The organism is Streptomyces marianii, assembly GCF_005795905.1.
Taxonomy (GTDB): Bacteria; Actinomycetota; Actinomycetes; order Streptomycetales; family Streptomycetaceae; genus Streptomyces; species Streptomyces marianii.
In genome coordinates, this window is the sequence record NZ_VAWE01000001.1 from 3,545,692 (window position 1) to 3,564,931 (window position 19,240).

The following is a 19,240-nucleotide window of genomic DNA, read 5'->3' on the forward strand; positions in this document are numbered from 1 at the left end:
GCTGAGGGCCCCGGACTGCGGAGTCCGGGGCCCTCAGCCCACGGTGGCATGAGGGGGGTCAGCCCTTCACGCAGATGACCTGCTTCAGCCTGGCGACGACCTCCACGAGGTCCCGCTGCTGGTCGATCACCTTCTCGATGGGCTTGTAAGCGCCCGGGATCTCGTCCACGACCCCGGAGTCCTTCCTGCATTCCACTCCGCGCGTCTGTTCCTCCAGGTCCCTGGTCGAGAAGCGCCGCTTGGCCGCGTTGCGGCTCATCCGGCGACCGGCACCGTGCGAAGCCGAGTTGAACGACTTCTCGTTCCCGAGGCCCCTCACGATGTAGGAGCCCGTCCCCATCGAGCCGGGGATGATCCCGAAGTCGCCCGACGCGGCGCGGATCGCGCCCTTCCGGGTGACGAGCAGGTCCATGCCCTCGTACCGCTCCTCCGCCACGTAGTTGTGGTGGCAGGAGATGACCGGGTCGAACGTGACCCTCGCCTTCCTGAACTCCCTGCGGACGACCTCCTGGAACAGCCCCATCATGATCGCGCGGTTGTACTTGGCGTACTCCTGCGCCCAGAAGAGGTCGTTCCGGTAGGCCGCCATCTGTGGGGTGTCCGAGACGAACACCGCGAGATCACGGTCGACCAGGCCCCGGTTGTGCGGCAGCTTCTGGGCCTCGCCTATGTGGTGATCGGCGAGTTCCTTGCCGATGTTCCGCGAGCCGGAGTGCAGCATCAGCCAGACGGAACCGCTCTCGTCCAGGCAGAACTCGATGAAGTGGTTCCCGGAACCGAGCGTCCCCATCTGCTTGGCCGCCCGTTCCCGGCGGAACTTCACCGAGTCGGCGACGCCGTCGAACCGGGACCAGAAGTCGTCGAATCCCGTCGACGGGAATCCGTACACCCGCCCGGTGTCGACCGGATCGTCGTGCATACCGCGCCCGACCGGGATCGCGCTCTCGATCCTGGACCGGAGACGGGACAGATCGCCGGGCAGGTCGTTGGCGGTGAGCGAGGTCTTCACGGCCGACATCCCGCAGCCGATGTCGACGCCGACAGCCGCCGGGCAGACCGCGCCGTGCATCGCGATGACCGAGCCGACCGTCGCGCCCTTGCCGTAGTGCACGTCCGGCATCACGGCGAGCCCCTTGATCCAGGGCAGTGTGGCGACGTTCCGCAGCTGCTGCATCGCGCCGTCCTCGACCGTGGCGGGGTCGGTCCACATCCGGATCGGGACCTTGGCGCCGGACACCTCTACATACGACATACTCCCTCAATTCCCCCGAAAACTCTGATAACGCAAAACCAGCACCAAGCTCAAGAAAAGGGATATCGAACCGGCGTTCACAGCTGCGCGTGCGATACACATTGTGTCCACCGGCACGCATCGGGCGGCAACACGTTTTCGCCGCGGGCGGCCACGGCCGGGGCCGGGAGCCGGTGGGCGACCCGACCGGGCCGGAAGCGCAGGACGGCAGAGAAGGGAGCCTGGGAACGTGCGGCGAAAGGGGTTCGTACCCGGCGTTGCGGTGCTTCTCGCGGCGCTCGTCACCGGCTGTACCGGCGCAAGCACCGACGGCGGCGGCACCACCGAGGCGAAGGCCGGCGGGACCGCCGGCCCCGTCGCCGCCCCCGGCAAGTACCGCACGCTCTACGAGCCCTGCGGCGCCGTCGAGCGCTCGATGCTCAGGGACCTGCTGCCGGGCGCGGCCGAGCTGCCCGAGGAGCAGCAGGAGAAGGTCTTCCGCGGTACGGCCGCCGTCACCTACGACACGGACCGCCGCGTCGGCTGCAGCTGGAAGGCCGACTCCCCGGACGCCTCGCACAACCTCCGCGTCGACGTGGAGCGCGTGGTGTCCTACGCCCAGGACGTCAGCGACGACCAGCGTGCCGTCGAGGTGTACACGAGGAAGCAGGACGCGGCCCAGCTGCCGGCGCCCGCCGCAGGAGGCCAGGGCGACACCGGCACCCCCGTGACGGGTTCCCCCGCCACCGGCGCCGAGTCCCTCCCGGGCACCCCCACACCGTCCGGCGGAACTGCCTCCGGCTCCCCGACCCCGCCTGAGGGCCTGGAGCCGCGTGTACTCGACGGGCTCGGCGACGCCGCGTTCCTCGACGACGTCCTCACCCGGGCCGGTTCCACCGCCCGGCACCGCACGGTGAGCGTGGTGTTCCGCACATCCAACGTGATCGTGACCGTCGAGTACGGCGAGCAGCCCGCCCGTGTGACGGAGATCCCGGACAGCAGGGAACTGCAGGAAAAAGCCCGGGGACTGGCCCGGAAGCTGGCCGAACGGTTCAACGAGTAGCGCGAACGCCGGCCCGTCGGCACCACCCGGCGGTTCCGCCGCCCGGTCCCCTCGGGCGACCCGCCGTCGTACCGTGTCGGCGTACCGTGGCCGCCCGGGAACACCGGACCGTCCGCCCGGAGGACCCGGACCCCGCGTCCGGTACTCCGGAGGACCGTACGACAACCGACTGAAGGAACCATGCACCGATCAGCCCCGCGACTCACCCGCATACTCGCCTGCGCCGCCGTCCCGGTGATGCTCGTCGTCGCCGGCTGCTCGTCGGACTCCGACAGCAAGGACTCGGGTTCGGACGGCGGCTCGTCCACCTCGTCCGAGACCTCCTCCCCCGGCGGCGAGCAGTCGCCGCCGGCATTGGAGCCGGCGAAGTACGCCAAGCTTCCCGAGCCCTGCAAGGCACTGGCCTCCAAGACGGTCGAGGAACTGGTACCGAAGGTGAAGAACAAGTCCGGCACGGCCGGCACCTCCAACGATACGGGCGCCCGCGGCAGCTGCTCCTGGAACGGTCTGGAGGACAAGGGCGTCAAGGGCTCGAACTACCGCTGGCTCGACGTGTCGTTCCAGCGCTTCGAGTCCGAGTCGGGCATCGGCAGCGGCGAGGACCGCGCCGGCGACGCCTACAAGAAGGAAGTCGCCGCGGTCCGGGCAACGGAGAAGGCCGAGAGCGTCAACTCCTCGCCCGCGTCGGGTGTCGGCGAGGAGGCCACCGCGGTCAGCTACGGCCTCACCAAGTCCGGCGAGGACTTCAAGTACGCAACGATCGTGGCCCGCACGGGCAATGTCGTGGTGACCGTCGGCTACAACGGTACGGGCTTCGCCGGTGCCAAGAACCCGGACCCGTCGCAGCTCATGAAGGACGCGGTGACCGCGGCCAAGGAGGCCGTCGCCTCCGTCGCCAAGGCCAACCAGGTGTCGTGACCGGATGGGTTCGCCGAGCCGGTGAACCCATCCGGTCGCGGCACCGGGGCCGGGACGGGGTCCGGCGGATCCGCTGCCCCGACCCCGGTGCTCACTCGCCCGGCACGGTGACCGGCCCCCGGCACGCTCTGCTGGTCGGCCCGGGCCGCCCGGCATCCGGCCGGAGGTCCACGGTCCCCGGAGGGCCGGACTCCGGATTCGTGTGCCAGGCTTGGGCCGCGCCACGGGCGCCATGAACAGAAGAGGGAGGGGATCGCGGGTGGCCGCGATGCAGCTGACACGCACGCACCGCATACTCATCGGCGTGGTGGTCGCCGGTGCGGTGATCATCGCCGCGATCGGTTTCGCCGGGTCGTACGCCGCCGTGCGCGAGCTCGCCGAGAAGAAGGGCTTCGGCCGGTTCTCCCTGGTCTTCCCCATCGGCATCGACGCGGGCATCTGCGTACTGCTCGCACTCGACCTCCTGCTGACCTGGATCCGCATCCCCTTCCCCCTGCTGCGCCAGACTGCCTGGCTGCTCACGGCGGCGACGATCGCCTTCAACGGCGCGGCCGCCTGGCCCGACCCGCTCGGCGTCGGCATGCACGCCGTCATCCCCGTCCTGTTCGTGGTGTCCGTCGAGGCCGCCCGCCACGCGGTGGGCAGGATCGCGGACATCACCGCCGACAAGCACATGGAGGGCGTGCGCCTCACCCGCTGGCTGCTCTCCCCGGTGCCGACGTTCCGGCTGTGGCGGCGGATGAAGCTGTGGGAGCTGCGCAGTTACGAGCAGGTCATCAAGCTGGAGCAGGACCGGCTGATCTACCAGGCCCGGCTGCAGGCCCGCTTCGGACGGGCGTGGCGCCGCAAGGCCCCGGTCGAAGCCCTGATGCCGCTGCGGCTCGCGAAGTACGGCGTGCCGTTGGCGGAGACCGCGCCGGCGGGCCTGGCCGCGGCCGGCATCGAGCCGCAGTTGCTGCCGCCGCAGCCCGCGGCACCGGAGCTGGAACCCACCGGGCCCGCACGGGCGCAGGGGCCGGTGGTGGCCGCCGGGGAGGAGCCGAGCCAGTGGTTCGCCACCCCTCAGCAGGTGCAGTACAAGGGCGACTACGACCCGGACTACGAGCCGGCCACGTACGTCCCGGGGCCGGACCACCGGGCCTGGTACGACGAGCAGCCGCAGCGCATCCCGGTGCCGCAGCCGCGCGCGGCCGAGCCCGGACCCGTCCCGCAGCCGCAGGCGTCGGAGCCCGAACCGGTGCCTGTCCGGACTCAGGCGCCGGAGCCGACGTTCCCGGTGCCGAACGGGGCGGGCGGCATGAGGCCGTTGGGTGAGGGCGTGCAGGACGCCCTGCCTTCGGACGAGAACCTGTACCAGGTGTTCCGGCGCTCGATAGAGGGCGAGGGCATGCCGACGCCCGGCGCCTTCGCGTCGAACGTCGAGGCCGCGTACGGGCTGCACCTCCAGCCCCGTGAGCTGAACCAGTACATGGACCGGTTCACGACCCGCTTCAACAACGAACTGATGGAAGACCACATCGCGTAGGACGCCGACGTGGCCACCGGACGGCCGTGGAGGGACCGGGTACGCCGCCCGCGCCGGCGCGCCGATGGGCACCGTGAACCGGCGGTCCCGGGCGGTACTGCCGATCGGCCGAGTCCGCATGACGCAGCGACGCCGAAGGGCTCCCACCCGCCGAGGGGGAGAGCCCTTCTTCCGTCCGGCCGCCGGAGCCCCCGGGGCCCCGGCCGGTCAGGACGCCAGCAGCTTGCGCACCCGGTCGGCCCCGACGGCCAGGAGCAGCGTCGGGAGGCGCGGGCCCGTCTCGCGACTCACCAGCAGTCGGTAGAGCAGCGCGAAGTAGGAACGCTGGGCGGTCTTCAGCTCCGGCGTCGGCTTGGCGTCCGGATCCAGGCCCGCCATCACCTTCGGCACTCCGTAGACGAGGGTCGTCAGACCGTCCAGTGACCAGTGGGTGTCCAGCCCCTCCATCAGCAGGCGCAGCGACTCGCGCGCCTCGCCGTCGAGCGAGCCGAGCAGCTCCGCGTCCGGCTCGGAACGCACGACGGTGCGGGCGTCGGCCGGGACCTGGGTCGTGATCCAGTTCTCCGCGCGGTCCAGCCGGGGACGGGCCTCGTCGAGCGAGGACAGCGGGTTCGCCGGGTCCAGCTCACTGAGGATGCGCAACGTCTGCTCATCGTGACCGGCGGTGATGTCGACGACCGAGGCGAGTGTGCGGTACGGCAGCGGGCGGGGCGTGCGCGGCAGCTCACCCGCGGCGGTGCGGGCCGCGCGCGCGTGGGCGGCGGCGTCGGCCGGGAGCGCGGAACCCTCCGCGACCTTGGACTCCAGCTTGTCCCACTCGTCGTAGAGCCGCTGGATCTCCTGGTCGAAAGCGATCTTGAAGGACTGGTTGGGCCTGCGGCGGGCGTACAGCCAGCGAAGCAGGGGGGCCTCCATGATCTTCAGCGCGTCCGCCGGCGTCGGCACACCACCGCGCGACGACGACATCTTGGCCATACCGGAGATGCCCACGAAGGCGTACATCGGGCCGATCGGCTGGACGCCGTCGAAGACCTCGCGGACGATCTGACCGCCGACGACGAACGACGACCCCGGAGACGAGTGGTCGACACCGCTCGGCTCGAAGATCACGCCCTCGTAGGCCCAGCGCATCGGCCAGTCGACCTTCCAGACCAGCTTGCCGCGGTTGAACTCGCTCAGCCGGACCGTTTCCGAGAAGCCGCACGCCGTGCAGGAGTACGTCAGCTCCGTGGTGGCGTCGAGGTACTCCGTGACGGTCGTCAGGTCCTTCTCGCAGTTGCCGCAGTACGGCTTGTACGGGAAGTAGCCCGCGGAGCCGCCGCTGCCGTCGTCCTCGGACGCCGCGCCCGAGCCCTCGGCGGCCTCCAGCTCGGCCTCGTCGACCGGCTTCTGCTGCTTCTTCTCCTGAGCCTTGGCCTTCGTCCGGTACTGGTCGAGGATGCCGTCGATCCGGGCACGGTGCTTCATGGCGTGCAGGATCTGCTCGCGGTAGGCACCCGAGGTGTACTGCTCGGTCTGGCTGACCGGATCGAACTCGACACGGAGTTCGGCGAGCGACTCGACCATCGCGGCCTTGAAGTGCTCCGCCCAGTTCGGGAACGGGGAGCCGGCGGGCGCGGGCACCGAGGTCAGCGGCTTGCCGATGTGCTCGGCCCAGGTGTCGTCGACGCCCTCCACTCCGGCCGGCACCTTGCGGTAGCGGTCGTAGTCGTCCCAGGAGATCACGTGCCGCACCTCGTACCCGCGGCGGCGGATCTCGTCCGCGACCAGGTGCGGGGTCATGACCTCACGCAGGTTGCCCAGGTGGATGGGCCCGGACGGCGACAGGCCAGACGCAACCACGACCGGTTTCCCGGGCGCACGCCGTTCCGACTCGGCGATGACATCGTCCGCGAAACGGGAGACCCAGTCGGTCTCGGTGCTGCTCTGAGCCACGATCGGCACGTCCTTGATTGCTTGATTGCTTGGTCTGTCGAAGCTGGCGTCTGCCATTGTCCCAGACGGAACACGGGGCCCGTTGGTTGTCCACAGGCCAACGCCGTCCGGTCCGAACTCCGCTCCGGGCGTCCACAGGTCCGGGGTCCGTGGGACAAACGGGTTGCTCCCCCGTGGGACACTTGACTACCGAAACAGCGGTGCCGATCACACCCCGACGACCCACGACGCCCCGCTCACAGGAACACTCACAGGAAACGGAAGCTCATGGCCTCGGTCCCTTCCCTCGCTTCGACCGTGCAGCAGCGCCTCGCGGACGCCCTCTCGGCAGCCCTGCCGGAGGCCGGCTCCGCGGATCCGCTGTTGCGACGCAGCGACCGGGCCGACTTCCAGGCCAACGGCATCCTGGCGCTCGCCAAGAGGCTCAAGGGCAATCCGCGTGAGCTCGCGGCCAAGGTCGTCGAGTCCGTTCCGGCCGACGACGTACTGCGGGAGATCGAGGTCTCGGGCCCCGGATTCCTGAACATCACGGTCTCCGACGAGGCGATCACCGAGACGCTCGCCGCCCGCGCGGCGGACGACCGCCTCGGGGTGCCGTTCACCGACGCGGCGGGCACCGCCGTGATCGACTACGCGCAGCCGAACGTGGCCAAGGAGATGCACGTCGGTCACCTCCGTTCGGCCGTGATCGGCGACGCCATGGTGCGGATCCTGGAGTTCACCGGCGAGAAGGTGGTCCGGCGCCACCACATCGGCGACTGGGGCACCCAGTTCGGCATGCTCATCCAGTTCCTGATCGAGCACCCGCACGAGCTGGACCACAAGGACGAGGCCGCCGTATCCGGCGAGGAGGCCATGTCCAATCTGAACCGGCTGTACAAGGCCTCGCGCGCCCTCTTCGACTCCGACGAGGACTTCAAGGAGCGCGCGCGGCGGCGGGTGGTGGACCTCCAGTCGGGCGACGAGGAGACCCTCGCCCTCTGGCAGAGGTTCGTCGACGAGTCGAAGATCTACTTCTACTCCGTCTTCAACAAGCTCGACATGGAGATCCACGACCCCGACGTCGTGGGCGAGTCGGGCTACAACCACATGCTCGACGAGACCTGCCGCATCCTCGAGGAATCCGGCGTCGCCGTGCGCTCCGAGGGCGCGCTGTGCGTGTTCTTCGACGATGTCAAGGGCCCGGACGGCAAGCCCGTCCCCCTGATCGTGCGGAAGTCCAACGGCGGCTACGGCTACGCGGCCACCGACCTCTCCGCGATCCGGGACCGGGTGCGGAACCTCGGCGCCGACAGCCTGATCTACGTCGTCGACGCCCGGCAGTCCCTGCACTTCAAGATGGTCTTCGAGACCGCCCGCCGGGCCGGCTGGCTGAACGACGAGGTCAAGGCCGTCCAGCTGGCGTTCGGCACGGTCCTCGGCAAGGACGGCAAGCCCTTCAAGACCCGTGAGGGCGAGACGGTGCGGCTGGTCGACCTGCTGGACGAGGCGATCGAACGGGCGGCGGCCGTCGTCAGGGAGAAGGCCCAGGACCTGTCGGAGGAGGAGATCGCCGAACGGGGCGCACAGGTCGGCATCGGCGCCGTGAAGTACGCGGACCTCTCCACGTCGGCGGCCCGGGACTACAAGTTCGATCTGGACCAGATGGTGTCCCTCAACGGCGACACGTCGGTGTACCTGCAGTACGCGTACGCCCGTATCCAGTCGATCCTGCGCAAGGCCGGGGACGCGAAGCCGCAGGCTCACGCGGAGATCGGGCTGACCCCGTCCGAGCGTGCGCTGGGCCTGCACATGGACCGGTTCGGCGAGACGGTCGAGGAGGCCGCGTCCTCGTACGAGCCGCACAAGCTGGCGGCGTACCTCTACCAGCTGGCGTCGCTGTACACGACGTTCTACTCGGAGTGCCCGGTCCTCAAGGCGGACACCCCCGCGCAGGTGGAGAACCGGCTGTTCCTGTGCGACCTGACCGCCCGCACGCTCCACCAGGGCATGGCTCTGCTGGGCATCCGCACCCCCGCGCGCCTCTGACGCGCGGCGCCCGGCCCCGGCGCGTCCGGGCGCATCCGGGCACGGACGGTCCTCGGCGAGCGAACCGCCGAGGGCCGTCCTCCGTTCGCCTCACGTCACCTCGTCAACGGTTCAACGGGTGCGCCGGCCTTCCCGTGGTCTCCTCGATCTCGTCGTGCGCCTTCTTGAGCAGTGTCTGCGCGACGTCCATGAGCGCCCGGGCGCCGGCGATCTCCTCACCGACGCGCAGTTGGGCCGGGTCGGACGGATGGCGGCTGGCGTGTCCGTGACCGCGCACCTCCGTGCCGTCGGCGAGCCGGAGCATCGCGGCCGCCTTGGTCTTGTCGCCCTCCTCGAGGAACTCCATCTCGACATGCCAGCCGACGAGAGTCTGCATGACGGATCACCTCCACAGCGGTACCTCTCCCAGGGTGCGCCGACCGCGGGCTGATCACCACCCCTTCCCCGTCCGTGCAGATGGCCCCGAGTTCGCCGTCGTACGCCGCTCCCGGGTCCGAGACGGGTTCGCGCGCCTTACCGCGAAGCGGTCCTCACGGTGCGCTTCGCCCCGCGGGACGTCGGCGGCCCGACCGGTGCCCCGCCGAACTCGCGCTCCCTGCGGGGACTTACAAGGACGGCACCGCGGCCGTGACGACGGGCAGGGCGACGTGTCGGACGCGCTCGCCCGGCGACCGCCCACCGACCGCCGGTCACCCACGCCGGACCCGGAGGCCGCCGTTCCCGCACTGCGGCCTCCGTTGTCAGTGGCGGCCTCTACCTTCGGACCATGGCGATGCTTCCCAACCCTCTGCCGGCCCTGGCCACCGACCCCACGGGCCGCGCCCTGGGCCTCGATCTGCCGCCCGGCCGCCTGGTGGACACCACCGTCGACGGCCCGTGGCACGAGCCCCTCCTCTGGTGCGGCGACGAACCGGCCGCTCCCGGCACCTGGGACCGGCTCCTCCCGGCCCGCCGGGCGGGCGGACTGCATCCCGTGCTGATCGGCGGCGACGGCGACCCGCACGAGTGGGAGCTGTCGCCGCGGCGGGTGTCGTATCCGGGAGACCATGACGCCGAAGAGGTGCTCGCGGAGTTCTGGGACTCCGGCGCGGCGGACGAGTCGGACGGCGACTGGCCCGGCCTGGCTCCGGGCGGCACGCTCGTGGAGGATCCGGACCGGCTCGCCGCCGAGGCCGTGGAAGCGCTGTCCGCCGGCGAGGGCGGCGCCGTGCTGAAGGGTGCCCGCCCCGCACTGGTCCGCGCCCGCCGCAGCGCCGACATACCGGCGGCCATCGGCTGGTCCGGCCCGCTTCACCACGAGGGGGACGTGGCCCGCCTCTGCTCGGTCCTGCGGTCGTGGGAAGACCGCTTCGGCATACGGGTCGTCGGTCTGTCCTTCGACCAGTTGGTCCTCTCCGTGGCCGCGCCGCCCACCAGGACCGCGGACGCCGAGGCGCTCGCGGCCGAGCACCTCGCGTTCTGCCCGGACAGCGTGCGGCAGGGAACGCGCCCCGGCCTCGGGTCCCATGCCCAGGGTCTCCTCGGAGCCCCCGTCTGGACGTTCTCGTGGGACTGAGGACACCCACCCCGGCCGCGCGGCCTGTGGTCGCGCGGCCGTCGGGACTCCGCTCGGTCCCGGGCCGCTACGCGCGGCCGAGCTTCTGTGCGGCCTCCGTCGCCCAGTACGTCAGGATCATCTGCGCGCCCGCGCGCCGGATGCCGGTCAGGGTCTCCAGGATGGCTTTGTCGCGTTCGATCCAGCCCTTCTCGGCAGCGGCCTCGACCATCGCGTACTCCCCACTGATCTGGTACGCGGCGACGGGCACGTCCACGGACTCCGCCACCTTCGCCAGCACATCGAGGTAGGGCCCCGCCGGCTTGACCATCACCATGTCCGCGCCCTCCCCCAGGTCGAACGCGAGTTCCCGGAGCGACTCCCGCAGGTTCGCCGGGTCCTGCTGGTACGTCTTGCGGTCGCCCGTCAGGGAGGAGGCGACCGCCTCGCGGAACGGCCCGTAGAACGCGGAGGAGTACTTCGCGGTGTACGCGAGGATCGCCACGTCCTCCCTGCCGATGGTGTCGAGCGCGTCCCGGATCACGCCGACCTGGCCGTCCATCATCCCGCTGGGACCGACGACATGGACGCCGGCGTCCGCCTGGACCTGCGCCATCTCGGCGTAGCGCTCCAGCGTGGCGTCGTTGTCGACCCGGCCGTCCGCGTCGAGCACCCCGCAGTGGCCGTGATCGGTGTACTCGTCCAGGCAGAGGTCGGACATGACGACCAGTTCGTCGCCGACCTCCTCCTTCACCGCTCGGACGGCGACCTGGAGGATCCCGCCCGGGTCCGTGCCCGCGGTCCCGACGGCGTCCTTCTTCGCGTCCTCCGGCACGCCGAAGAGCATGATCCCGGAGACTCCGGCCTCCCGGGCCTCGACCGCGGCCTTCCTCAGCGTGTCCAGCGAGTGCTGCACGACCCCGGGCATCGCCGCGATCGGCACGGGCTCGCTCACGCCCTCCCGCACGAACGCGGGAAGGATCAGATCGGCGGGGTTCAGCCTCGTCTCGGCGACCATGCGCCGCATCGCGGGGGTGGTCCGCAGCCGTCGCGGCCGCGATCCGGGGAAGGATCCGTACACAGTCATGCCCCCACGCTACGCCCGTGCGGGGACCGCTTTTGCCGACATGTTGTCCCCGGAAACGGGCGAACCGCTCCGGTGCGATCCGGTCCGCAGCAAACGGAAAGGGGCCGCGGGGAACAACCCCGCGACCCCTTCCGATCACGTCGTACGACTTCACGTGGTACGGCGTCTGCGTGCGCCCGGACGGCGCTCGCTCGGCCGCGTCACCGGGTCGCCTGCCTCCCGCGCCGCCTCCCGGCGCCTCGCACCGAACTCGGCGAGCGCCTCGGCCAGCTTGTGGACCGACGGCTCGGGCGACAGCACGTCAACCCGCAGCCCGTGCTCCTCGGCCGTCTTCGCGGTCGCGGGTCCGATACAGGCGATCACCGTCACGTTGTGCGGCTTGCCGGCGATACCGACCAGGTTCCGCACGGTGGAAGACGAGGTGAAGAGCACGGCGTCGAAACCGCCGCCCTTGATCGCCTCCCGGGTCTCCGCCGGCGGCGGGGAGGCCCGCACGGTCCGGTAGGCCGTGACGTCGTCGACCTCCCAGCCCAGCTCGATCAGCCCTGCCACCAGGGTCTCGGTCGCGATGTCGGCCCGCGGCAGGAACACCCGGTCGATCGGGTCGAACACCGGGTCGTACGGCGGCCAGTCCTCCAGCAGCCCCGCCGCCGACTGCTCACCGCTCGGCACCAGATCCGGCTTGACCCCGAACTCGATCAGGGCGCGTGCCGTCTGCTCGCCCACCGCCGCGACCTTGATCCCGGCGAAGGCACGGGCATCCAGTCCGTACTCCTCGAACTTCTCCCGCACGGCCTTCACGGCGTTGACCGAGGTGAAGGCGATCCACTCGTAGCGGCCGGTCACCAGTCCCTTGACCGCGCGCTCCATCTGCTGCGGCGTGCGCGGCGGCTCGACGGCGATCGTCGGGACCTCGTGCGGCACGGCGCCGTAGGACCTGAGCTGGTCGGAGAGCGACGCGGCCTGCTCCTTCGTGCGCGGCACGAGCACCTTCCAGCCGAACAGCGGCTTGGACTCGAACCAGGCGAGCTGGTCGCGCTGCGCTGCGGCGCTGCGCTCACCGACCACGGCTATGACCGGCCGGTGGCCCTCGGGCGACGGCAGCACCTTGCCCTGCTTGAAGACCTGGGCGATCGTGCCGAGCGTCGCGGTCCACGTCCGCTGCCGCGTCGTCGTGCCGGCCACCGTCACCGTCACCGGAGTGTCGGGCTTGCGCCCGGCCGTCACCAGCTCTGCGGCCGCCGACGCCACGGCGTCCAGCGTCGTGGACACGACGACGGTGCCGTCGGAGGCGCCGACCTCGGTCCAGCAGCGGGCGTCCGCCGTCCGGGCGTCGATGAACCGCACGTCCGTGCCCTGTGCGTCACGCAGCGGCACACCGGCGTAGGCGGGCACGCCCACGGCGGTCGCCACTCCCGGCACGACCTCGAAGGGGACGCCCTCGGCGGCGCAGGCGAGCATCTCGGCGCCCGCGTCGCCGTCGAGCCCGGGGTCCCCGCTCACGGCACGGACCACCCGCTTGCCGCCCCGCACGGCCTCCATGACAAGATTGGCCGCGTCCCTCAACACCGGGACACCGGCGGTTGTTGAGGCATCGTCAACAACCGTCAGCTCAGGCGTGCTCACTCCGGCGCGCGCGTGACCGCGCACGACGTCGAGGACTTCCGGCTCGGCGATCAATACGTCCGCGCCCGCCAGCGCCTCGACGGCGCGCAGCGTCAGCAGGCCCGGATCGCCGGGACCGGCGCCGAGGAAGGTGACCTGCCCGTGTACGGGACCAGCCGGGACGTTCGAGGTGGTGGGGCTCAAAGTGCTCGCTCCCCCATAAGACCGGCCGCGCCCTTGGCGAGCATCTCGGAGGCGAGTTCGCGCCCGAGTGCCACCGCTTCGTCGTGCGAAGAGGGCACGGGACCGGTGATGGACAGCTGCACCAGCGTGGAACCGTCGGTGGTACCGACGACGCCCCGCAGGCGCATTTCATGAACAGCCTGTTCGTCGGCAGGCAGGTCGGCCAGCGCGCCCACGGGCGCACTGCAGCCGGCCTCCAGGGCGGCGAGCAGGGACCGCTCGGCGGTCACGGCGGCCCGGGTGTACGGGTCGTCGAGCTCGGCGAGCGTGGCGGCGAGGGCGGTGTCGGCCGCCGGGCACTCCACCGCCAGGGCCCCCTGGCCGGGGGCGGGCAGGATCGCGTCGACCGGCAGGAAGTCGGTCGCCTCCTCGATCCGGCCGATACGGTTCAGACCGGCCGCGGCGAGAACCACCGCGTCCAGTTCCCCGTTCCGCACGAATCCGATGCGGGTGTCTACGTTCCCGCGGATCGGCACGGTCTCGATCTGCAGCCCGTGCGAGCGGGCGTACGCGTTGAGCTGCGCCATCCGGCGCGGCGAGCCGGTGCCTACCCGGGCGCCCCGCGGCAGCCGGTCCAGCGTCAGCCCGTCCCTGGCGACCATGACGTCACGCGGGTCCTCCCGCCGCGGGATCGCGGCCAGCGCGAGGTCGTCCGGCTGCGTGGTCGGCAGATCCTTCAAGGAGTGCACCGCGAAGTCGACCTCTCCCGCGAGCAGCGCGTCGCGCAGCGCGGTGACGAACACACCGGTGCCGCCGATCTGTGCCAGCTGCTCGCGCGAGGTGTCGCCGTACGTGGTGATCTCCACCAGCTCGACGGGGCGGCCGGTCAGCCGCCGCACGGCCTCCGCCACATGCCCGGACTGGGCCATGGCGAGCTTGCTGCGCCTGGTTCCGAGCCGCAGGGGCCGCTCGGTCCCCGATGCCCTCTCGGTCATACTCGCCCTCGGTTCTTGATGTCGGCGTCGGTGACGTCGGCCCGGCTGACGGAGGCGACCGTCTCCGGGTCGAGGTCGAAGAGAGTGCGCAGCGCGTCCGCGTACCCGGCGCCGCCGGGTTCGGCCGCGAGCTGCTTGATCCGCACGGTGGGCGCGTGCAGGAGCTTGTCGACGACCCGGCGGACCGTCTGGGAGACCTCGGCGCGCTGGCGCTCGTCCAGGTCGGGCAGCCGGCCCTCGAGCCGGGCGATCTCGCTCGCCACGACGTCGGCGGCCATGGTGCGCAGGGCGACCACGGTCGGCGTGATGTGCGCGGCGCGCTGGGCGGCGCCGAACGCGGCGACCTCGGCGGACACGATGGTCCGCACCCGGTCGACGTCGGCGGCCATGGGGGCCTCCGCGGACGCCTCGGCGAGCGATTCGATGTCGACGAGGCGGACTCCTTCGAGCCGGTGGACCGCGGCGTCGATGTCCCGGGGCAGGGCGAGGTCGAGCAGCGCCAGCCGTCCCGTACGGCCTTCGAGCGCGGCCTCGACCGCCTCGGTCCTCAGCACCAGCCCCGTGGCGCCGGTGCAGGAGACGACGACGTCGGCACGTGTCAGTTCGTCGCCGACCGAGACCATGTCGACGGCCCGGGCGCGGACTCCCGTCCCGCCGGGTTCGGTCAGGATCCGGACCAGCCGTTCGGCACGCTCACGGGTGCGGTTCGCGACGGCGATCTCGGCGACCCCGGCGCGCGCCAGCGTGGCGGCCGCGAGGGAGGACATCGAGCCCGCACCGATGACGAGCGCACTCCTGCCCGCGGCCCACTCCCCGGTGGGAGTGCCGTCGGCGAGCTGTTCCAGGCCGAAGGTGACGAGCGACTGCCCGGCCCGGTCGATGCCGGTCTCGCTGTGTGCGCGCTTGCCGACCCGCAGGGACTGCTGGAACAGGTCGTTCAGCAGCCTGCCCGCACTGTGCAACTCCTGGCCGAGCGCCAGGGAGTCCTTGATCTGGCCGAGGATCTGGCCCTCGCCGACGACCATCGAGTCCAGCCCGCAGGCCACCGAGAACAGGTGGTGGACGGCCCGGTCCTCGTAGTGCACGTACAGATAGGGGGTGAGCTCCTCCAGGCCGACGCCGCTGTGCTGGGAGAGCAGGGTGGACAGCTCGGCGACCCCGGCGTGGAACTTGTCCACGTCGGCGTAGAGCTCGATGCGGTTGCAGGTGGCGAGGACGGCCGCTTCCGCCGCGGGTTCCGCGGCGAGGGCGTCCTGCAGCAGCTTGCCCTGGGTGTCCACGGAGAGGGAGGCCCGCTCCAGGACGCTGACGGGGGCGCTGCGGTGGCTGAGGCCGACGACCAGGAGACTCATGCCGGCATCACGGCGGGCACGTCCCCGTCGGGTCCCTTCCGGCCGTCGGCCGTGGCGGAGGTGCCGGCCGGGGCGACGGGTGGCACGGCGGCCTCGCCCTCGGTCTCCTCGCCGGCCTTGCGCTGCTCGTGGAAGGCGAGGATCTGCAGCTCGATCGAGAGGTCGACCTTGCGCACATCCACTCCGTCCGGCACCGAGAGCACGGTGGGGGCGAAGTTCAGAATGGACGTCACACCAGCGGCGACGAGCCGGTCGCACACCTGCTGGGCGGCGCCCGCGGGAGTCGCGATGACCCCGATGGACACGCCGTTGTCCGAGATGATCTTCTCCAGCTCGTCCGTGTGCTGGACGGGGATGCCGGCGACCGGCTTGCCGGCCATCGCCGGGTCGGCGTCGATCAGCGCGGCCACGCGGAATCCGCGGGAGGCGAAGCCGCCGTAGTTGGCGAGCGCGGCGCCGAGGTTACCGATACCGACGATCACAACCGGCCAGTCCTGGGTCAGGCCGAGCTCCCGGGAGATCTGGTAGACGAGGTACTCGACGTCGTACCCGACGCCGCGGGTCCCGTAGGAGCCGAGGTACGAGAAGTCCTTGCGCAGCTTCGCGGAATTGACTCCCGCGGCGGCCGCGAGCTCCTCGGAGGAGACGGTCGGCACGGAGCGCTCCGACAGCGCGGTCAGCGCGCGCAGATAGAGCGGAAGCCGGGCGACGGTGGCCTCGGGGATTCCTCGGCTGCGAGTCGCCGGTCGGTGGGTTCGGCCAGTTGCCACGGTGCTCCTGCGGGATGAGCGAGGCTGGCGGCCATGCGTCCCAGGACCGCCCCGTCGAAAGCAGGCTATGTCTTTGTGAACGCGTGCACAAAGATGGTGTCCGCTTTGTCCGTGCAAAGTGACCGGGGTCACGCGAGCCGATCGCGCCATTCCGGAACCGGGGACGACCGGCACCCGTTGCGAATCCGAAGAGGGCAAAGCGATACACACTCCTCACGGCCACGCCCCCGAGACCACAACAAAACGCCCACGATGGTAGCCGCCTTTCCGGTCACACCCCCAGTTCGCGGCGGAGCCGGCCGGCGTCCACGCGCCAGAACGTGTGCTGCTCCCCATCCACGAGCACCACGGGGATCTGCTCCCAGTAGGCGCGGTGCAGTTCCTCGTCCTGGGTGATGTCCTTCTCCTCCCAGGACGCACCCGTCTCGGCGCACACCTGCCGGATCACGGACCGCGCGTCGTCACAGAGATGACACCCGGGCTTCCCGATCAGGGTCACCACACGGTCGCCGGCCTTCTTCTTGCTACGCCGCAGCAGAGGACTCATGCCCTCCATTCTCTCGCCCGCGCGCGACACGCCCGAATGGCCCCTTTAACAATCCGGCCGCGGAGAGTTCACGCCTTCGCATCCCGGCGAGTCGGGAACTGCCGAACGGACTGGCTATGCTCACGACATGGCCGCACTGGGATGGCTCACCCCCCGCAGGCGCTCCTCGACCGCCCGGAGCGTTCTCGCCGGCGAGGCCGCTGCCGAGGCAGCACGCAAGACGTCACAGCAGTTCGAGGCGGACGCCCGGGCCGGGACCGACGCGGACACCGCACCGTCCGAGCCCGACTTCCCCGTGGCCGGGGACGTCAGCGCCGCCGCGTTCTTCGACCTGGACAACACCGTCATGCAGGGCGCCGCGATCTTCCACTTCGGCCGCGGGCTGTACAAGCGGAAGTTCTTCCAGCGCCGGGAGCTGGCGAGGTTCGCCTGGCAGCAGACGTGGTTCCGGATCGCCGGCGTCGAGGACCCCGAGCACATGCAGGACGTGCGCGAGTCGGCGCTGTCCATCGTCAAGGGCCACCGGGTCTCCGAACTGATGTCGATCGGCGAGGAGATCTACGACGAGTACATGGCCGACCGCATCTGGCCGGGCACCCGTGCCCTCGCCCAGGCCCATCTCGACGCGGGCCAGAAGGTGTGGCTGGTCACCGCCGCGCCGGTGGAGACCGCGACGATCATCGCCCGCCGGCTCGGACTGACCGGCGCACTCGGCACGGTCGCCGAGTCCGTCGACGGCGTCTATACGGGCAAGCTCGTCGGCGAGCCGCTGCACGGCCCGGCCAAGGCCGAGGCGGTGCGGGCCCTCGCGAGCGCCGAGAACCTCGACCTCGCCCGCTGTGCGGCCTACAGCGACTCGCACAACGACATCCCGATGCTCTCCCTCGTGGGACACCCGTACGCCATCAACCCGGACACGAAACTGCGCAAGCACGCCCGTGAGCGCGACTGGCGGCTGCGCGACTACCGCACGGGCCGCAAGGCGGCGAAGGTCGGCATCCCGGCCGCGGCGGGAGTCGGCGCCCTCGCGGGTGGTACGGCGGCGGCCGTCGCCCTGCACCGCCGCCGGCGCTGACCCGGGCGGCACCGGAGACGCGGGCGACCGGGCTCCCCCACCGCCACTCTGCGTATCAGTGCCCGCGTTACGGATCCGACCGCCCGTGTTCGGGCCCTCCGCCGCGGCCACGAACGCTCGGTACCGGCATGTCCCGCGACGACGCACAGCAGGCGTTACGCGGCATTCCGGGAGCCATACCCCTCCACGCCGCCCGCCAGTCGCGATGCTTCCGGACGAACACAACCCATCACGCCTCTCCATAGAAGGCGAAGTAATCCGATCAGCAAGCGATCACAATCTGCGACTGGTTGTGCCGCCTTGCCGTAACAGAAGCGACGGATTCGATGATTTGGGCAACTGGGTGTAGCACTGCCTGTACGAAGCGTTATTCTCCTCAGACGCACATGGACCCCCACACGTCGCCACGACGAGTGAACGGTCCCGCACAGCACGTGATGGAAGCTCTGCCTCTGGGAGTCCCGTGTACCCACACGTCGGGGTTGACGCCTCGGGCCTGGCTACGCTCCGCGCAGTGGTCCTCGACCACCTGCGCGGCTTCGTCCCCACCGCGTACGCCGTCCCCGCCTTCGCCGCGAGCCCTGCCGCCCTCGGCCCTGCCGGTCCCTGCTACGCCCTGGCCGACCGCATCGAGAAGGTGCCGGCCCGCAGCGGTGCGGTCGACGCGCGATCGGGCGAGCGCGAGGCCGGCAGACGAGGCGGCCGGCACGCCGCCACCTCGACCACCGCCCGCCGGCCGAGTGCCGACAGCGACAGCGCGCGGATGATGGAACTGGTCGAACGCGCCCAGGCGGGCGAGGCCGAGGCCTTCGGCCGGCTCTACGACCAGTACAGCGACACCGTCTACCGCTACATCTACTACCGGGTCGGCGGAAAGGCGACGGCGGAGGACCTCACCAGCGAGACCTTCCTCCGCGCCCTGCGTCGCATCTCCACTTTCACCTGGCAGGGCCGCGACTTCGGCGCATGGCTGGTCACGATCGCCCGCAACCTGGTCGCCGACCACTTCAAGTCGAGCCGATTCCGGCTGGAAGTGACCACCGGCGAGATGCTCGACGCCAACGAGGTGGAGCGCAGCCCCGAGGAGTCGGTACTGGAGTCACTCTCCAACGCCGCGCTGCTCGAAGCGGTCCGCAAGCTCAATCCTCAGCAGCAGGAGTGCGTCACCCTCCGCTTCCTCCAGGGCCTCTCCGTCGCCGAGACCGCCCGCGTGATGGGCAAGAACGAGGGCGCGATCAAGACCCTTCAGTACCGGGCCGTGCGCACCCTGGCACGGCTCCTGCCCGACGACGCCCGCTGAAGCCGCGCCCGAAGCGCGGCGTCCCCCACAGCAGCACCGGCACCCTCCCCACCCATGCGCCCGTCCCGGCCCGTCCACCCTCAACTCACCAT

Annotated in this window: 16 protein-coding genes; 7 read left to right on the top strand and 9 right to left on the bottom strand. The window is 71.0% G+C overall.

The window, feature by feature from the left end; translation table 11 throughout:
- Positions 1–58 precede the first annotated feature (58 nt).
- Positions 59–1,252: an RtcB family protein gene (locus FEF34_RS15910; protein ID WP_138053781.1), complete on the bottom strand. Its 1,194-nt coding sequence runs from the start codon at positions 1,250–1,252 to the stop codon at positions 59–61.
- A 229-nt stretch (positions 1,253–1,481) separates the two neighbouring features.
- On the opposite strand from FEF34_RS15910, the gene FEF34_RS15915 reads away from it, so the two are divergent.
- The 3 genes from FEF34_RS15915 (at position 1,482) to FEF34_RS15925 (ending at position 4,737) form a co-directional block, all read left to right on the top strand.
- Entirely contained in the window at positions 1,482–2,294 is an 813-nt protein-coding gene (locus FEF34_RS15915) for a DUF3558 domain-containing protein (RefSeq protein WP_138053782.1), read from the top strand.
- Between the two features lie 180 nt (positions 2,295–2,474).
- Positions 2,475–3,212: a DUF3558 domain-containing protein gene (locus FEF34_RS15920; RefSeq protein ID WP_138053783.1), complete on the top strand. Its 738-nt coding sequence runs from the start codon at positions 2,475–2,477 to the stop codon at positions 3,210–3,212.
- Positions 3,213–3,480: 268 nt separating this feature from the next.
- Positions 3,481–4,737 (top strand): DUF2637 domain-containing protein, encoded by a 1,257-nt coding sequence (locus FEF34_RS15925; protein WP_138053784.1) that lies wholly within the window; start codon positions 3,481–3,483, stop codon positions 4,735–4,737.
- Positions 4,738–4,944: 207 nt separating this feature from the next.
- On the opposite strand, the gene lysS is transcribed toward FEF34_RS15925, so the two are convergent.
- Entirely contained in the window at positions 4,945–6,681 is a 1,737-nt protein-coding gene (gene lysS / locus FEF34_RS15930) for a lysine--tRNA ligase (RefSeq protein WP_138053785.1), read from the bottom strand.
- A 258-nt stretch (positions 6,682–6,939) separates the two neighbouring features.
- Between lysS and argS the strand changes: the two genes are divergently transcribed.
- A complete protein-coding gene (argS, locus tag FEF34_RS15935; protein ID WP_138053786.1) occupies positions 6,940–8,700 on the top strand; it encodes an arginine--tRNA ligase in 1,761 nt (586 codons plus the stop codon).
- 103 nt (positions 8,701–8,803) lie between these two features.
- Here argS and FEF34_RS15940 read toward each other — a convergent pair whose 3' ends face one another.
- Positions 8,804–9,076: a DUF1876 domain-containing protein gene (locus tag FEF34_RS15940; protein ID WP_138053787.1), complete on the bottom strand. Its 273-nt coding sequence runs from the start codon at positions 9,074–9,076 to the stop codon at positions 8,804–8,806.
- A gap of 390 nt (positions 9,077–9,466) precedes the next feature.
- Between FEF34_RS15940 and FEF34_RS15945 the strand changes: the two genes are divergently transcribed.
- Positions 9,467–10,255: a DUF4253 domain-containing protein gene (locus tag FEF34_RS15945; protein ID WP_138053788.1), complete on the top strand. Its 789-nt coding sequence runs from the start codon at positions 9,467–9,469 to the stop codon at positions 10,253–10,255.
- Positions 10,256–10,322: 67 nt separating this feature from the next.
- On the opposite strand, the gene hemB is transcribed toward FEF34_RS15945, so the two are convergent.
- From hemB to FEF34_RS15975, 6 genes are all read right to left on the bottom strand, one after another.
- A complete protein-coding gene (gene hemB, locus FEF34_RS15950; RefSeq protein ID WP_138053789.1) occupies positions 10,323–11,321 on the bottom strand; it encodes a porphobilinogen synthase in 999 nt (332 codons plus the stop codon).
- Between the two features lie 150 nt (positions 11,322–11,471).
- Complete coding sequence (locus FEF34_RS15955; protein WP_138053790.1) at positions 11,472–13,130, bottom strand: bifunctional uroporphyrinogen-III C-methyltransferase/uroporphyrinogen-III synthase; 1,659 nt, start codon at positions 13,128–13,130, stop codon at positions 11,472–11,474.
- The gene (gene hemC, locus FEF34_RS15960) at positions 13,127–14,104 is read right to left on the bottom strand and encodes a hydroxymethylbilane synthase (RefSeq protein WP_138053791.1); all 978 of its coding nucleotides are present in this window, start codon (positions 14,102–14,104) and stop codon (positions 13,127–13,129) included. The genes FEF34_RS15955 and hemC overlap by 4 nt, the downstream gene beginning before the upstream one ends.
- Positions 14,101–15,456: a glutamyl-tRNA reductase gene (locus FEF34_RS15965; RefSeq protein ID WP_138053792.1), complete on the bottom strand. Its 1,356-nt coding sequence runs from the start codon at positions 15,454–15,456 to the stop codon at positions 14,101–14,103. The genes hemC and FEF34_RS15965 overlap by 4 nt, the downstream gene beginning before the upstream one ends.
- Entirely contained in the window at positions 15,453–16,226 is a 774-nt protein-coding gene (locus FEF34_RS15970; protein WP_138053793.1) for a redox-sensing transcriptional repressor Rex, read from the bottom strand. Before FEF34_RS15970 ends, FEF34_RS15965 begins: the two co-directional genes overlap by 4 nt.
- Before the next feature lie 271 nt (positions 16,227–16,497).
- On the bottom strand, positions 16,498–16,773 hold the full coding sequence (locus tag FEF34_RS15975) for a glutaredoxin family protein (RefSeq protein ID WP_138053794.1): 276 nt from the start codon (positions 16,771–16,773) through the stop codon (positions 16,498–16,500).
- A 127-nt stretch (positions 16,774–16,900) separates the two neighbouring features.
- Here FEF34_RS15975 and FEF34_RS15980 point away from each other — a divergent pair, with 127 nt between their 5' ends.
- Positions 16,901–17,848, top strand: coding sequence for an HAD family hydrolase (locus FEF34_RS15980; RefSeq protein WP_138053795.1), 948 nt, complete (start codon positions 16,901–16,903; stop codon positions 17,846–17,848).
- Between the two features lie 463 nt (positions 17,849–18,311).
- Positions 18,312–19,148, top strand: coding sequence for an ECF subfamily RNA polymerase sigma factor, BldN family (locus FEF34_RS15985; protein WP_138053796.1), 837 nt, complete (start codon positions 18,312–18,314; stop codon positions 19,146–19,148).
- Positions 19,149–19,240: the final 92 nt, after the last annotated feature.